This is a genomic window from Saccharothrix obliqua (genome assembly GCF_019375475.1).
Classification (GTDB): domain Bacteria; phylum Actinomycetota; class Actinomycetes; order Mycobacteriales; family Pseudonocardiaceae; genus Actinosynnema; species Actinosynnema obliqua.
On sequence record NZ_JAHXGQ010000001.1, the window covers coordinates 910,887 to 926,342 of the forward strand.

General features: G+C 71.7%; 16 protein-coding genes and 1 tRNA gene. 9 read left to right on the forward strand and 8 right to left on the reverse strand.

From position 1 onward, the window contains the following. Positions 1-2: 2 nt before the first annotated feature. On the reverse strand, positions 3-563 hold the full coding sequence (locus tag KZQ38_RS04435; protein ID WP_219438602.1) for a TIGR03086 family metal-binding protein: 561 nt from the start codon (positions 561-563) through the stop codon (positions 3-5). A 63-nt stretch (positions 564-626) separates the two neighbouring features. Between KZQ38_RS04435 and KZQ38_RS04440 the strand changes: the two genes are divergently transcribed. Further along, entirely contained in the window at positions 627-1,397 is a 771-nt protein-coding gene (locus KZQ38_RS04440; protein WP_219438604.1) for an AraC family transcriptional regulator, read from the forward strand. Here the strand turns inward: KZQ38_RS04440 and KZQ38_RS04445 are convergent. Then, on the reverse strand, positions 1,346-2,254 hold the full coding sequence (locus KZQ38_RS04445; protein ID WP_219438606.1) for a cation diffusion facilitator family transporter: 909 nt from the start codon (positions 2,252-2,254) through the stop codon (positions 1,346-1,348). The genes KZQ38_RS04440 and KZQ38_RS04445 overlap by 52 nt on opposite strands. A 341-nt stretch (positions 2,255-2,595) precedes the next feature. On the opposite strand from KZQ38_RS04445, the gene KZQ38_RS04450 reads away from it, so the two are divergent. From KZQ38_RS04450 to KZQ38_RS04460, 3 genes are all read left to right on the forward strand, one after another. Next, positions 2,596-2,667 (forward strand) — tRNA-Arg (locus tag KZQ38_RS04450). A gap of 195 nt (positions 2,668-2,862) precedes the next feature. Further along, positions 2,863-4,197 (forward strand): serine hydrolase domain-containing protein, encoded by a 1,335-nt coding sequence (locus KZQ38_RS04455; protein WP_219438608.1) that lies wholly within the window; start codon positions 2,863-2,865, stop codon positions 4,195-4,197. Between the two features lie 210 nt (positions 4,198-4,407). Then, a complete protein-coding gene (locus KZQ38_RS04460; RefSeq protein ID WP_219438610.1) occupies positions 4,408-4,740 on the forward strand; it encodes a hypothetical protein in 333 nt (110 codons plus the stop codon). A 247-nt stretch (positions 4,741-4,987) separates the two neighbouring features. Here KZQ38_RS04460 and KZQ38_RS04465 read toward each other — a convergent pair whose 3' ends face one another. The 6 genes from KZQ38_RS04465 to KZQ38_RS04490 are packed head-to-tail and all read right to left on the reverse strand — an operon-like array spanning position 4,988 to position 10,380. Next, positions 4,988-5,488 (reverse strand): hypothetical protein, encoded by a 501-nt coding sequence (locus KZQ38_RS04465; RefSeq protein ID WP_219438613.1) that lies wholly within the window; start codon positions 5,486-5,488, stop codon positions 4,988-4,990. A 3-nt stretch (positions 5,489-5,491) separates the two neighbouring features. Continuing rightward, a complete protein-coding gene (locus KZQ38_RS04470; protein WP_219438615.1) occupies positions 5,492-6,247 on the reverse strand; it encodes an SDR family NAD(P)-dependent oxidoreductase in 756 nt (251 codons plus the stop codon). Positions 6,248-6,273: 26 nt separating this feature from the next. Next, positions 6,274-7,071: an SDR family NAD(P)-dependent oxidoreductase gene (locus tag KZQ38_RS04475; protein ID WP_219438617.1), complete on the reverse strand. Its 798-nt coding sequence runs from the start codon at positions 7,069-7,071 to the stop codon at positions 6,274-6,276. 11 nt (positions 7,072-7,082) lie between these two features. Then, complete coding sequence (locus tag KZQ38_RS04480; protein WP_219438619.1) at positions 7,083-8,429, reverse strand: MFS transporter; 1,347 nt, start codon at positions 8,427-8,429, stop codon at positions 7,083-7,085. Positions 8,430-8,470: 41 nt separating this feature from the next. Then, entirely contained in the window at positions 8,471-9,349 is an 879-nt protein-coding gene (locus tag KZQ38_RS04485) for a polysaccharide deacetylase family protein (RefSeq protein ID WP_219438621.1), read from the reverse strand. Next, positions 9,346-10,380, reverse strand: coding sequence for an asparaginase (locus KZQ38_RS04490; protein WP_219438623.1), 1,035 nt, complete (start codon positions 10,378-10,380; stop codon positions 9,346-9,348). Before KZQ38_RS04490 ends, KZQ38_RS04485 begins: the two co-directional genes overlap by 4 nt. A gap of 212 nt (positions 10,381-10,592) precedes the next feature. Here KZQ38_RS04490 and KZQ38_RS04495 point away from each other — a divergent pair, with 212 nt between their 5' ends. The 5 genes from KZQ38_RS04495 (at position 10,593) to KZQ38_RS04515 (ending at position 15,440) form a co-directional block, all read left to right on the forward strand. After that, on the forward strand, positions 10,593-11,594 hold the full coding sequence (locus KZQ38_RS04495) for a LacI family DNA-binding transcriptional regulator (RefSeq protein WP_219438624.1): 1,002 nt from the start codon (positions 10,593-10,595) through the stop codon (positions 11,592-11,594). A 42-nt stretch (positions 11,595-11,636) separates the two neighbouring features. Next, positions 11,637-12,164, forward strand: a complete 528-nt coding sequence (locus KZQ38_RS04500; protein ID WP_219438626.1) for a hypothetical protein — start codon at positions 11,637-11,639, stop codon at positions 12,162-12,164. 16 nt (positions 12,165-12,180) lie between these two features. Next, entirely contained in the window at positions 12,181-12,924 is a 744-nt protein-coding gene (locus KZQ38_RS04505) for a metal-dependent hydrolase (RefSeq protein ID WP_219438628.1), read from the forward strand. Positions 12,925-13,163: 239 nt separating this feature from the next. Then, positions 13,164-13,541, forward strand: coding sequence for an SGNH/GDSL hydrolase family protein (locus KZQ38_RS04510; protein ID WP_219438630.1), 378 nt, complete (start codon positions 13,164-13,166; stop codon positions 13,539-13,541). 225 nt (positions 13,542-13,766) lie between these two features. After that, positions 13,767-15,440, forward strand: a complete 1,674-nt coding sequence (locus KZQ38_RS04515) for a hypothetical protein (protein WP_219438632.1) — start codon at positions 13,767-13,769, stop codon at positions 15,438-15,440. Positions 15,441-15,456: the final 16 nt, after the last annotated feature.

Here is a 15,456-nt window from a genome sequence, read left to right on the forward strand (position 1 = left end):
GACTACGGTTGCCGGCCGGTGAGCGCGACCACCCGGTCCAGCAGCGGCGCGTCCGCGGGCACCGGCACCTCCGGGCCGTACACGCCCATTTCGCGGCCCATCTCGGCGTGGGCGGTCAACTCGCCGTGCAGGAACGCCAACAGGTCGTCGTCCCACGCCGCGTCCACGCCGATGCTCCGCGCGAAGTCCCAGCCGTGCACCGCGATCTCGCCGGCCACCATGCCGCCCACCAGCGCGGCGGGCATGTCGTGTGGCGAGCCCATGTGCGTCGTGCCTGCCCACGCGGCGGTCGTGCCCCAGGCGCTCGCGGTGCGCCGCAACTGCTCCTTCAACCGGTCCTGCCAGCCGTCGAGGTCCACATCGGACTCGACGCCCTCCGGGACGACCTGCTCCTTGCGGCCCGCGCCCTCCAGCGCCGGGCCCCAGAACAACAGGTGGCGCACCAGGTCGGCGACGTCGTACTCCGCGCACGGCGTGGGCGCGCCGAGCTGGTCGGGCCGGATGGCGTCGATGATCCGCAGAACCGGCTCGGCGGCCCGTTCCACCAGGTGTTCGGTGTGCATGGCCGCACGCTACGTCGGGCCCGCGGCGGTTGTCTTGAACAAACGCGACATACGCTGGTCGGCGTGCGGGACGAGCGGGAGCTGGACTGGCGGCGGCACCAGAGCCACGAGTTCCTCGCGCCCGCGCCCGACCTCGCCGCGCACGTGGCCCGTTACTGGGTGGTGCGTTGGTCGTACGACCGGCCGTACCGGCAGTTGATCGTGCCGTACCCCAACGTGCACCTGGCGTTGCAGGGTGGGCGGGCGACGGTGAGCGGGGTGTCGAGCAGGCACGTGCACCGCGTGCTCGACGGCGACGGCAGCGTGTTCGGCGTGGCGTTCCGGCCCGGTCGGTTCCGGGGTTTCCTCGGTGCGCCGGTCCGCACCATCACCGACCGCACGGTGCCGTCGATGCTGCCGCCCGTGCGCGAGCCCACCGCGGCGGCGGTGGAGGAGGTGCTGCGCGGGTGCCTGCCGGAGCCCGACCCGGACGCCGAGCTGGCGGCGCGGGTCGTGGACACCGTGATCGCGCGGCCGGACATCGCGCGGGTCGGCGAGCTGGCGGACGAGACCGGGTTGAGCCCGCGCGGGCTACAGCGGTTGTTCGCCGAGCACGTCGGCGTCGGTCCCAAGTGGGTGATCCGGCGGTACCGGCTGCACGAGGTCACGCAGCGGATGGCGGCCGGCACGCGGGTGGACTGGGCGGCGCTCGCCGGCGAACTCGGCTACGCCGACCAGCCCCACCTGGTGCGTGATTTCACCGCCCTGTTCGGCGAGACCCCGACGCGTTACGCGGCCCGCTATCACCACGAGATCTCGCGACAGCGCTCCGCCGACGAGCCCGGTTCGACCTGAAGCGTGGCGTGCTCGATGTGGTACCGGTCGGCCAGCAGTGACTGCGCGGCCTGGAGCACCCGCGCGGGGTCGGCGTCCGCGCAGGTGGTGAGGTGCGCCGAGGCGACCTCCATGCCCGAGGTGAGCGTCCAGACGTGCAGGTCGTGCGCCTCCTCGACGCCCGGCAGCCGGCCGAGTTCGGCCTGCATCGCGGCGACGTCCAGGCGGGCCGGCGCGTGCTGGAAGAGGATCCGCAACGCGCCGGCGGCCAGCTTCCACGTGCGGGGCAGGACGAACAGGCCGATGGCGACACCCATCACGGGGTCCGCGTAACGCCAGTCGAAGATCAACGTCAACGCGCCGCTGATGAGCACGCCGACCGATCCGACGAGGTCCGCCAGCACCTCCAGGTACGCGCCGCGGACGTTGATGCTCTCCTTGGCGCCCTCGCGGAGCATGAAGAAGGAGACCAGGTTGGCCACCAACCCCGCCGCCGCGGCCAGCATCACCGGCAGGCCGGGGACCTCCGGGGGGTTGCCGAAGCGCCCGAAGGCTTCGAACACCACGTAGGCCGCGACGCCGAACAGCAACACGGCGTTGGCAAGGGCGGCCAACACCTCCGCCCGGTACATGCCGAACGTCCGGCTGCCCCGGAAGGAGGCGCGCCGAGCCAGCATGATCGCCGCGAGGGCCATGCCGACGCCCAGCACGTCAGTAAGCATGTGCGCGGCGTCCGATATGAGCGCAAGCGATTGCGTGGCGAACCCGACGGCGAACTCGACGCCCATGAAGGCCGCACCGATGGCGAACGCCACCCAGAGCCGGCCGAGGTGCTTGGCGCTCCCCGACGACACTCCGTGGCCGTGACCGTGACCCATAGCTGAAACATATAGTCGTATGCGCATGAATGCAACCGGTCTCCGGGTGGGTTCACCACCAGCTCCGAACTACCCGCTCCGGTTCGTGATCACGCGCTGGTGATGTTTCCGTTGCTCAGCGTGGCACCGCTTGTGGCGTGCCCGTCAGCGTCGGAAGTCGGTTGTCACTGCGCGTGGTCGGCTAAACGCATGTGCAACCTTTGTGCTCCTGCGCGTTGCTGGTCACCGTATCCGCTGGTCAGCGACCGTAGTCGCGACTCGCTGCCCCGGTGGCGCGCTCGAAGGGTGGGGGGTGTGCAACTTGACGTTCCGGGCCTGCTAAGGTTTCACCCGTAGCTGCGGCCCCCGTAGCTCAGGGGATAGAGCACCGCCCTCCGGAGGCGGGTGCGCAGGTTCGAATCCTGCCGGGGGCACTACAAGGATGGGATCAGTTGGTCACTCGTTGCGAGTGACTGCTGGTCCCTTTTTGTTGTGGGCTGTGTCGCTGGTGCTGGTGCCGTCATGGGCAGGCCCCCCACCGCTTTGTCCCCTGTGCGACGTGACGGGCGCAGTACGCTCCGTGACGCGCGTGCACGGACGGGGGGCGTCGGGTGGGGCATGGTGCGGAAGTGGCCGAGGAGTGGATCGGCGAGGCGTTGCCTCGGCTCGCGGCTCGGCACGGACTGCCCGGCGCGCAGGTGGCCGTGCTGGTGGACGGGCAGGTCGTGGACGCCGTGACCGGCGTGCTCAATCTCGCCACCGGGGTGCCGGTGACCAGCGACGCGATGTTCCAGATCGGCTCGATCACCAAGGTGTGGACGGCGACGCTGGTGATGCGGTTGGTGCACGAGGGAGCGGTCGAGTTGGACCGGCCGGTGGTGGAGTACCTCGGCGGGTTCCGGCTCGCCGACGAGGTCGCCACCCGGACAGTGACGGTGCGCCACCTGCTCACTCACACGGGCGGGTTCGAGGGGGACATCTGGACCGACACCGGCAGCAACGACGACGCCGTGCGCAAGTACGTCGAAGCGCTCGCCGGGGCCGCCCAGTTCTCCCCTCCGGGTGAGCGCTTCTCGTACTGCAACAGCGGTTACGTGGTGCTCGGCCGATTGGTGGAGGTGCTGCGCGGCAAGCCGTACAACCAGGCGCTGCGCGAGCACCTGATCACCCCGCTCGGCTTGGCCCACACCGCGACGCACGCCGACGAGGCGATCCTGGGTATGCCCGCGGTCGGGCATGTGCGGGCGGGGGTGACTGGGTCGCTCGAACCGGTGAAGAGGTGGTCGCTCGTGCCCTCCACCGCTCCCGCCGGCGCGACGCTCGCGATGAGCGCGCGCGACCTGCTCGCCTTCGTGCGGCACCACCTCTCGACGCCGGAGTTCGCCGCGATGCGCGAACCCCAAGTCGAGGCATCCGAACCGGGGCTGATGAGCGGGCGTTGGGGCCTCGGTTGGTCGATGCCCGACTACGGCGGGCCAGTCGTGGTGGAGCACAGCGGTTCCACGATGGGGCAGCGGGCGTTCGTGCACGTCGTACCGGACGCCGGTGTCGCGGTGGCGATGCTGACCAACGGCGGTGACGTGTTCCCCGTGTTCACCGAGGTGTTCAGGCACCTGCTGCACGAGCTGGCGGACTTGTCGCAGCCCGAACTCCCGTTGCCGCCGCAGAACCCCCCGCCGGTCGATGCGATCCGGGCGGTCGGGACGTATCGGTCCTCCGCGGGGACTTGGGTGGTGCGCGTGGACGACGACGGCCACACGTGGGTTCACATGTCCTCGTCGGACGAGGATGAAGAGGACGAGGAACTTGAACTGGTCGCGCTGAACGAGGACGCGTTGATCACGGTGGTGCCGCGGGAAGGCCGGCACGTGGTGTACGGCCTCGGTGACGTCGACGCGGCGGGTCGTGCCCGGTTCCTGCGGTTGACCGGACGGGTGATCGTCCGGGACCTCGCCAGTGGGTGACCATCCCGATCAATAGCGCTCGGTCACTCGCGTTCCTGCTTCACACCACGGTGTGGGTAACGGTCCCTCAAAGGGTGATTCTGCCGGTAGTCGACCGGGCTCGGTGCTGGGATGAGGAACGCAGCGATATCCGCAGCCGCTCGGTGTTGTGCGACCGAGAGGGCGGAAGACGGGCCTGCCACGGAGAAGCCTGATCGAAGGAGCACATCGATGACGTCATCGGTCACCGGAGTGAAGAACATCCTCATCGCCACCAAAACGGCACCCAAGGACGAGCCTTCCGCCGATCGCTACAACCTCGAACCGGACGGCAAGTACGTCCTGGAGCTGTTCGCCTGCGACCACGGCGGTCACTCGGACGGGATTTGGGTTTGTTACCAGCTCGACACGGCTACGCCTGAGGAGAAGGCGACCGGTACGGAGAACATGTCCTACCACGACCGGGTCCCGATCAGTGGTGTCCACCAGGTGGCGATCTGGGCGCGTGGTGACGACGTCGATCGCAACGGGCGTGTGTTCTACACGTTGTACCGAGAGAGCTGACGAACGGCTGCCGAAGGAGCGCGCGGGTGTCGGGCGTTCGACTGACCGACCGGGTGAGGTGGGAGAACCGGGCCGCGCGCTCGGCCGCCGCCACTTCCTCACCGTGAATAGCACGGTCTACAACAACAACGGTGACGTGGCCGGTGCGCTGAACCTCGCCGACGGTGGGACGCGTGCCGTGCCAACAACACCGGCACGGTCATCGGCGCGAGCCGGCGGACAACCGGGTGCCCTGGAAACTCCCCCGTCACCTGGCGGGGGAGGGCACCGCCGGAGCCAGGGCCAGCAGGTGGGCGAGCAGTCGCCGTGCGCCGGCCGGGGCGTGCAGCACGGAGTCCGTGCCACACCTGTGCTCCACCACGACGTCCTCGGCCAACCTCACCCGCATACCGGGCAAGGCAAGCGTGACCGGCCCGTGGTCGGATACGGCCACCAACGCGCACCACACGGCCAACCCGTCCGGCTCGCGGTCACCAGGCAAGCACGCGCTGGTGCTGGGGTCGTCGCCGGCCGCGGGGACGAGGGGGCCGAGCCGACGCGCCGCCGAGGTCAGGGAACGCTCGTAGTGCCAACCGGTCGGGGTGCGCAGGGAGAGCCCCCCGCCGTGCCACGGCACCACCCGGACGCGCCTGCCGGCCAGTTCCAGCGCGGTGTTCAGGGCACGGGCCCGCCGCCGCGCGGCACCCGGACCGAGCGGGGAGATCCGCTCGGTCCAGGAGGTCGTCGTCGCGCCACACGCCCCGCACACCGGTCAGGCCATCACGTCGCCGCTGTTGGGGCCGAGCGTCTGCCCGGTGTAGAGGTTGCCGCCCGGGTCGGAGGCGAGCAGGACGGCCGTGGGCGCGACCTCCTCGGCCAGCCCGAACCTGCCCAGCGGGAGTTCGGCCTCCTTGTCCCGCCGCCACTGCTCGCTCAGGCCGTCGATCAGCGGTGTGCTGATCGGACCCGGCGCGATCGCGTTCACCAGCACGCCCCGGTCCGAGACCTCCCTGGCGAGCGCCTTGGTGAAGCCGATGACACCGGCCTTGGCCGCGCAGTAGTGGGTCAGCCCCGCGCCGCCCTTCTGCGCGAGCTGCGAGGCGACGTTGACCACCCGGCCGCCACCGGCCGCGAGCATGTGCGGCACCACGGCCCGGCAGAGCAGGAACACGCTCGTCAGGTCGACGTCGATCATCCGCTGCCAGGTGGCGAGGTCCATCTCCACCAACGGCGTCTCGTCGAGGATGCCGGCGCAGTTCACCAGCACGTCGACGCCGCCGTGCGACTCGATCACGGCGTCCACGGTGGCCGTGACCTCGGCCGGGTCGGTCAGGTCGAGCACGTGGTGGGTGTGCTGCCCGCCGCCGCCGGGCAGCGCGGCCCGGGTCCGGGCGAGCCCGGCCTCGTCCCGGTCGGCCAGCGCGACGATCGCGCCCTCGCGGGCGTAGGCCACCGCGATCGCCGCGCCGATGCCGCTGGCGGCGCCGGTGATCAGGCACCGGCGTCCGGCAAGTGCTCCGTCGGTCATCTCGTCAGTCCTCCTCATGGTCGGCCTCAGTCCGGGAACCGCACGGTGAGCCCACCGTCCACGATGAGCTGCTGACCGGTGATGTAGGCGGCGTCGTCGGAGGTGAGGAAGCGGATCGCCCTGGCGACCTCGTCGGCCCGGCCCACGCGACCCGCGGGGATGCCCGCGCCCGCGGCACGCAGCCCCTCCGGGCCGAGCGAGTTCTCCGCGTCCAGCGACTGCGGCGTCTCGATCAGGCCTGGGATCACCGCGTTCACGCGGATGCCGCGCGGGGCCAGCTCCACGCCCAGCGAGCGCACCAGCCCGAGCACACCGGCCTTCGCGGCGGCGTAGTGGGCGTGGCCGTCCCAGCCGTAGACGCCGCCCGCGATCGAGGACACCGCGACCATCGCCCCGCCGGAGGTCATCCGGGCGTGTGCCGCGCGCAGCACGCGGAGCACGCCGGTCAGGTCGACGTCGAGCATCGCGTGCCAGTCCTCGTCGGACAGGTCCGCCAGCTCGGCCTGGCGCAGGATGCCCGCGTTGGCCACGGCGATGTCCAGCCGGCCGAACTCGCGCACGGCCGTCTCGGCGAACTCCTCGACCGCCGCGCGGTCACGCACGTCGGCGGGCACGGCCAGGACCCGGCCGCCCTGCGCCCGGACGGCGCGCACGGCCTCCTCGGGGTCATGCGGGTCGCCGGGGTAGTAGCCCAGCACGGTGGCGACACCGGCCCGGGCGTAGGACTGCGCGAGCGCCAGGCCGATACCGCTGACACCGCCGCTGATGACGGCGACCTTGCCCGGCAGACCGTCGTCGCGCGGCGTGGTTTCCTCGGTGGACAAAGGACTTCTCCTCACACGGTGGTTCGAGCGGACGGGGTGGGTTCGGCCGTGGCCTCGGTGTCGGACTGGCTGACCCGGCGGGTGCCGAGCATCGCGAGCGCCGAGCCGGCCAGGCCCAGCGAGCCCGCGCTCAGGGCGGCGACGGTCATGGACACACCGGCGCTGACGAGCAGCGAGAGCACGGCGGAGCCGACGATCGCGCCGATCGGGCCCATGATGTGCGCGGTGTTCGGTCCGATGCCGCGCAGGTGTGCGGGGAAGGACTCGCCCATGTAGAACAGCAGCGCGGCGTACGGGCCGGTGAGGAAGAACAGGCCCAGGGCGTACATGCCGATGACGAACGGGGCGTTCGCCGGGCCGAGCAGCATCACGGTCATCGCCACGGCGCCGATCGACCAGCCGATGATGATGGTGCGGCGGCGGCCGATCCGGTCGCCCAGGTAGCCGTGGAAGAGGTAGCCGCCGAACCCGGCGGCGTTGGCCAGGATCAGCACCACCAGCGCGCTGTCGAAGCTCACCCCCTTGGCCTCGACCAGCACGGTGGTGCCGAGCACCGAGAACACCTGGATCGCCATCCAGTTCAGCAGCCAGGCGGCGGAGAGGCTGATGGTGTGCCGCCGCAGGCCGGGCGCGAACAACTCGCGCACGGTGCCGCCGCGCTCGTCCTCGATGCCCGCGGCCTTGGCGACCTCGGCGGCTTCGGCGTCACGCCCGGCCGCGCGCAGCTTGCGCACGTGCCGCAGGTTGACGAACACCGGGGACTCCGGCAGCCGCCAGGCCAGCAGCACGATCACCAGTGCCGGGAACGTGGCGAACAGGAACACCCCGCGCCAGCCGATGGTGGGCAGCAGCAGCGCGGTGAGCAGCGCGCCGAGCAGCGCGCCGACCGGCCACCCGCTCTGCACGAAGCTGTACATGAAGCCGCGCTTGCCCTTGCGGCCGTACACCTCGTTCAGGTAGACGCTGTTGACCACTTCCTCGGAGTAGCCGAGGCCGGAGAACGAGCGCACCAGGATGATCGAGAGCTTGCCGCCGGCCAACGCGCTGAAGCCGGAGGTGAGCGCGGCACCCGCGGTGGTGATCATCAGTGCCGGCTTGCGGCCGAAGCGGTCCAGCATCGGGCCGACGGCGAGCGATACCACGAAGGTGCCGGCGGTTACCCAGGTCGCGACCGTGGTGCTCTCCGTCGCGCTCCACCCGAAGTCGTCCGCGATCTGCGGGAGGAGCGTGCCGAAGAGGGTGTGGTCGAAGACGCTGAAGACCCAGGCGAGGAAGCAGACGATCGACACGCGGCGCACCATGCGCGGTGCGAGCGGCGCACCCCCGGGTGGGAGGAGGTCGCGGGGTTTTTCGGACATGGGGGAACCTTCGGGGGTGCGTTAGGGGGTGGGATGCCGCGTCAGCGGCGGGGGTTGCGGGCGGCGAAGTCGTCGGCGATCTCGTCGAACTGGACCCAGCGGACGCCCTCGTGACCGGAGATGTAGTCGATCAGCCGCTCGTGCATCAGCAGGTTCTGCGGCCGGCCGGAGACGTCGGGGTGCACGGTCATGGTGAACACGGCGTACTCGGACTCGCGGTAGACCCAGTCGAACTGGTCGCGCCACATCACCTCGAGGTCGCGCGGGCTGACGAAACCGTGGCTGTTCGGGCTGGCCTTGACGAACATCATGGGGGGCAGGTCGTCGAGGTACCAGGACGCGGGGATCTCGATCAGGTCGGTCTCCGCGCCGCGCTCCAGCGGCTTCATCCACGTCTGCGCGGGGCGGTCGTAGTCGATCTTCGTCCAGCTGTCGCCGACGCGCACGTAGTACGGCTCGAAGTCGCGGTGCATCAGGGAGTGGTCGTACTTGATGCCGCGCTCCAGCAGCAGTTCGTTGGTGACCGGCGAGAACTCCCACCACGGCGCGACGTAACCGGTGGGGCGCCGGCCGGCACGGGTCTCGATCAGCTCGATGCAGTGGTCCAGGACGGCGGACTCCTGCTCCCGGCTCATCGCGATGGGGTTCTCGTGGCTGTAGCCGTGCACGCCGATCTCGTGGCCGGCCTCGACGCAGGCGTCGAACTCGCGGGCGAAGGTCTCGATCGAGTGGCCGGGCCAGAACCAGGTGCTGGGAATCCCCTTGCGGCGGAACAGCTCCAACATGCGCGGCACGCCGACCTCGCCGGCGAACAGGCCGCGCGAGATGTCGCACGGCGAGTCCTCGCCGCCGTAGGAGCCGAGCCAGCCGCCGACCGCGTCGACGTCGACGCCGTACGCCACGAGAATTTCCTTGGTCATCGTGCGGGGTCCTTCCTGGGTGATGGTGTGGGTTCCGGGACGGTCCCGGTCGCGCGGAGCCAACCGAGGCAGCGGTCCCGGACCGCGTCGAGGTCGCCCGGTGCGGTCCCGGCCAGCACGCCGGCCAGCAGCAGCCGGGCCTGCCAGGGCGAGAGGTCACCGGCGAAGACGGCGCCCGCGGCGGCGAGGTCGGCGCCGCCGCCGGCGTAGAGGCCGACCACCGGCCCCGCGCCCACCCGGCTGGTGATCAGCACCGGGATGCCGGCGGAGAGCAGGTCCAGGCACGCGCGGGTGGCCTCCGGCGTGGTGTTGCCGGAGCCGAACCCGGCGACGACCACCCCGCGCACGCCTCGCGACCGGGCGTCGGCGAAGGCCGAGGCGTCCGCGCCGAGGTACTGGCCGACGACCTCCACGCGGGGCAGGTCGCGCACGCCCGGCTCCAGCAGCGGCGCGGGCCGGGTGGTGGCGAAGGCCCGGACGCCGGCCTCGTCCACCTGACCCAGCGGGCCGCGTCCGGGCGCGGCGAACGCGCGCAGGGCGAGGGTGTGCGTCTTGCGCACGCCGACCACGGGCAGGACCTGGTCGGCGAAGGCCAGGGTCACGCCGGTGCCGCGGGCCTGCGGTGACGCCGCCCAGCGCAGGGCGGCGGCGAGATTGCGCGCACCGTCCGGTGCCGGGTCGTCGAAGGGCCGTTGCGCACCGGTGAACACCACCGGCACCGGCGAGGAGTGCGTCAACGAGACCAGGAACGCGCTTTCCTCCAGCGTGTCGGTGCCGTGGGCGACCACCACCCCGTCGGCCGTCGCGACGGCGGACGCGACCCGTGCGGCCAGGTCGAGCACGTCGGTGAGCCCGGCCGCGAAGCTCGCCCTCCCGGCCACGTCGAGCGGCTCGACGCGCACCCCGTCGGGCCGGGGCCAGACCGCGTCGGCGGCCCGCAGCAGTTCCGCCGCGTCCACCTGCACGGCGCGGCCACCGCCGGTCGCCCGGGTGGCGATGGTTCCGCCGGTGCCCAACAGGACGAGATGCACAGGTCCTCCGCTAACGATTGCGCAATCGATTTCGAAGCATCATGTGAGCTAGCTCGTCCGAGGTCAAGAGCTGAGCCCGAACGTCATCCACCGGTGACTCTGGCAGCCTGGTGCGCGACCGGCCGGAGAACCGGGCGGTATTAGCGACAACGAGCGAAGGAACCGACACGGTGAGTGGCGACTGGGGTGGGCCGGCCGGGGGAGCCGAGCCCGTGAAGCTGGCCGACGTCGCGGCGGCGGCCGGTGTGCACCCCACGACCGTCTCCCGCGCGCTGCGTGGCGGCGAGGGCGTCGGCAGCGCGACGGCCGAGCGCATCCGGGAGGTGGCCACCCGGCTCGGCTACCTGCCCCACCCGGTCGCGGCCAGCCTGCGCACCGGGCGGTCCCGGATGCTCGGCGTGGTCGTGCCGTCGCTGACCGACATCGTGCTCGCCACCATCTACGAGGGCATCGAGCACGGCGCGGCGGAGGCGGGGTACCACGCGGTGGTGGCCAACAGCCAGGACCGGCCCGAGGTGCAGCGCGGCCGGGTGGCCACCCTGCTGGGCGCGCGGGTGGCCGGGCTGATCCTCGGCGACGCCCGCACCGACGCCACGCTGGTCGGGGAACTGGTGGAGCGCGGCACGAAGCTCGTGCTCACCTCGCGCAGGCTGCCCGGCGTGCTCTCGGTGACCTGTGACGACCTGCTCGGCGGGCGGTTGGCCGCCGAGCACCTGCTGGAACTGGGGCACACCCGGCTGGGCGTGATCGCCGGCGAGCCGTACGCCTCCACCGGTGTCGAACGCACGCGCGGCTTCCTCGACGCCTGCGCCGCCGCCGGGGTCGGGGTACCCGCGGAAGCGGTGCTGCGGTCGCCGTTCGACGTGGCGGGTGGTCGCGCGGCGGCCGAGTCCCTGCTGCGGCTCACGCCCCGGCCGACGGCGTTGTTCGCGGTCAACGACTTCGCCGCCATCGGCGCGATGGGCGCGGTGCGCGACGCCGGGCTCCGGGTCGGCGAGGACGTCGCCGTCGTCGGCTACAACGACGTGCCGCCGGCCGCCGAACTGCCGGTCGCGCTGACCTCGGTCCGCTCCCCGATGCGTGAGATGGGCACCCGTGCCGCGCAGACGTTGATCGGGTTGGTCGAGGGCAGGCCGGACAACGAGTCGGTGCTGCTGCCGCCGACCCTCGTCGCCCGCCAGTCCACGCTCGGGCCCGCCCGTAGTGGCGCTTGAACCGGACGGTTCGGCGCGAGCGCGACGGGGTAGATCAACGGGGTGGCGCAGCGGATCCGGTACGGCAAGGTCGTTCTGCTCGGGTTGTTCGCCGGCGGGTTGTTCGGTGCCGGCCAAGGCGTTCTGCGTGACAACGTGTGGGTCGGGTTGATCTGGGGTGCCGTGTTCGGTCTCGTCATGGCCCTGGTGTTCCGACGGGTGGTGGGTTCCAGCGCGTTGCGCGGCTTGGACTTCGGGCAGCGCCGTGTCGTCTCGCGTGCGCTGCGGCGTGGCGTGCCGGTGGAGGACGCCCGGTTGGCCCGGCCGCTGGTGGAGCAGGCCGACGTGGCGCTGTCCGTGCCGTACCCAGTGACGGTGATGCGGGTGGTGCTCGGGGCGCTGGGGCTGCTCGGCGTGCTGGTCTCGGTGTTGGGGTTCCTCGACGAGGGCGTGGCGGGGCTGGGTGGCGGTGTGCCGCTCGTGCTCCTGTCGTTGGTTTTCCTGTTCGTCGTCGTTCCTCTTGGGGCGCGACAACGTGAACGGGTCCGTCGTTCACGCGACGCCACTCGCGATCGGTACCTCAGGTCCTGAGTGGACGGTCTGGGCAATGCTCGGGAAGACCCATGCCGGGACCGGGTGGTGTGCCGGTCTCGCCCTCGCGCCGCTGCTCGGTGCGCACACCTTGCCGCAGGCGGTGGTGGTCGCGGCCGTCACCGCCGGGTCCGCGCTCGTCCCGGACCTCGACCACCCCGGTTCCCGGGCCTCCCGGCTCGTCGGGCCGCTCACCGGACTGCTGTCGGTGGTGGCGCGGGGTGCTTCCCGCGGCCTCTACCAGCTCACCAAGGGGCCGCGTGACGAACCGGTGTCCGGGCAGCACCGGCACGCCACGCACACGTTGGCGTTCGCGGCCCTCCTCGGGTGGTGGATCAACTGGGCGACCGGTTCGATGGGCACGTGGGCGGTCGGGGTGGTGCTGGCGTTCGCGGTGTTGCTGGCGGTGAACGCGCTCGGTGACTGGCTGGCCGTCGTGGTGGCGCTGGTCGGGCTGCTGTGGCTGGCCAACGGGACGCTGGTGCGGGAGCTGTCCGTGCTCGCGGGGTGGATCGGGTGGGCGGTCGGGGCGGGGTGCCTGGTGCACTGCCTCGGCGACGCCCTGACCCGCTCCGGCTGCCCGTTCCTGTGGCCGGTGCCGATCCGCGGTGAGACCTGGTACGAGGTCCGGCTGCCCGCGTTGTTGCGGTTCCGCACGGGTGGTCCGGTCGAGCGGTTGCTGATCTGGCCGTTCTGCGTCGTGGGGGGTGTGCTGCTGCTGCCCGGGATGTGGCCGGCGTTGGCCGCCTGGGTCGGCTGACCGGCGTCGGCACCCGCGTACGAGTGACTGTCCGAGTCCGAAGTGGATGGTGCGGCGGCCGTGTGCCTGCGGTCGGAGCGATATCGGCATCGTCCTCTTGGGAGGGATCGTGACGGGTTTCGGTACACGTGCGGCCGTGTTGGGCTGGTCGGCGACGCTGGCCGCGGGTGTGCTCGCGGTCGGGTCGCCGGCCGGGGCGCAACCCGCCGCCAGGGCGGAGTTCCAGTGGGCGGCACTGGGTGATTCCTGCACCGCCAAGGCGGTCCAGGCGGCGGGCATACCCGACGGTCATCCCCGCCGACACCTCCCGGTGCCGGGTCGGCAGCACCGAGCACTTCGGTCGGCTCAGCCGCGGTGACCTGGACTGGCTGCGCCAGGACGTGCTCGAACCGCTCAACGAGCGCATCAAGGCGTCGGCGGGCACGCAGCAGGCCGCCACGTTCATCGACCTCTACGAGTCCTCGCAGGGCCACAGCGTCTGCGACGGGGACAACTGGGCGGAGGGCCTGACCGCCCGCGGCTCCGACCAGCTCTCCCTCGTGCACCCCAACGCCGCGGGCCACCGCAACGCGGCCCACCACGTCGCACAGGCGATCCTCAACGCCGTCGGCGACTGAGCCTGCCGGAAACCCCTGTGGCACAACGTATTCCGATAAGTGTTGGTCCGAACGGGTCCACCGCGGCGGCTACTGGTCGTGGAGCGCTTGGGCCGAACCGCCGAAACCCGTCGCACGTCGGGGTGAAGCACCCGCCGCCGGGCTGGTGAAAAGTTTTCAACACGCAAGGCTCCTCGGTGGACCACGCCGATCCCCTCGGCGGCGGCCGAGGGGAAGGGGTCCTGCGTGCTGGTACCCGGGAGCGGCGTGATCGCGGGCGGGGGCGGGAGCAAGGTGAAACCGCCCTTCCGCCGCCGGAACGTCCTGATCGACTGGGACCACGGGACCCAGCTGCCCGCCGTCGAGATCCGGCCCGGGGTGGCGGTCTCCGGTGACACCGCGGTGACCGCTCGACGGCTGCGGGAGCTGGGGCGCAAGTACGCCCCCGAGCGACCGGCGCTGACGCCCGCCGAGTACGTCGACGAGGTCGAGCACCTGGTGCGCCGGCTGGAGAACACCGACGCGGGGCGCAGGCTGATCGGGTTCTTCGCCTCCGGCTACCCGCTGCCCGAACGACGCAGCAAGTCCCTGCCTGGTGATTACGGACCGGACGACGCCAAGTTCGGGGTCAACCCGCGTCGCTGGAAAGCGGTTACCGCCGCCAAGCCGCAGCGCGAGGTCCCCGTCAACGTGGTGATCCTCCAGGACGAGACGTTCGAGGACCACTGCCACGTCCTGCCGGGCGGGGCACCCGACGCGGAGACGGGGCTCGGCGCCGCCCCGACCGTCGTGTTCGGCCCGCGCAACGGGGTGTTGATCGACCGCGTCGCGCTCGCACCCGAGCTGGTCCTCGGTCACGAGCTGGTGCACGCCGTGCACGTGTTGTCGGGGAGCCTCAACCAGGGCGATCACGTGTGGAAGGCCAAGACCGGGAGCCCGGAAGGGCTCGCCGCGGCCCTGTTCACGGCGGAGACCGGGCGGGACGCGCACCAGTTCACCGCCTGGCTCGCCCCGGCGAACGCCGCCGCCTTCCGGAAGCTCCCGGTGGAGCAGCGGGAGTGGATCGAGGACATGGTCAAGCTGCACGGCGAACTCGTCGTGCTCGCGCGGCAGGCCCTCGCCCCGGTCATGCCCGTGCCGGAGAAGCCGACCGGGGGCGTGGTCTTCCAGAAGCCGATCGTCCACCTGGAGGAGGCCCGGACGCACGGCGCCGACCTGACCACGGCGTGGTTCCACGGCGTCTACGTCGAGGTCGACCTCCGCCGCATCCGGCCGACCGTCGCCGAACGCGACAGCGACAGCTCCGCGAACGGCGAGGTCCAGCGCCTGGTGAAGCTGGTCAAGCCGAAAGAAAAGGCCGCGCTCGCCGCGGCCGAGCTGGTCCGGCAGCTCCGGCTGACCACCCGCGACGTCAACGAGGTCGTGCTCGCCCGACAACTGGGGCTGCCGACGCGGATGTCCTACGTGCCCACGCTGTCCAAGCAGACGGGTTCCGGCGAGGTCCAGGCCCACCTGCACCGCCGGCTGCACCTGCCGGTCAAGCGTGCCGACCTGCCCGACGCCGCGTTCACCGGGCAGGCACCGCACACCGCGCTGCGTGCCGCCCTCGCGGCGGCCGAGCCGAAGTCGGTCGTGCCCCTGGACGAGTACGTCGCGGCGTTGAACGCCTGGGAATCCGGGCAGGCCGTCGCGGCGGACGGGTGGCGGCCCGGGGACACGCCGGTGACCAATTGCCTGACGGGACAACCGATCCGGACCGTCACCGTCGCGACGAGCACGGTGCCGCAGCAGCTGCGCGACCGGGCCGCCGAGGTCGCGCGCGACGTGGCCGCCCACCCCGGCACGCCCGTGGACAGCCGGGGCAACGAGCGCTTCCGCCGAGCCGCTTCCGCCCCGCTGCCGCCCGTGCCCAAACCCTGACCGACAACCCCCCGGG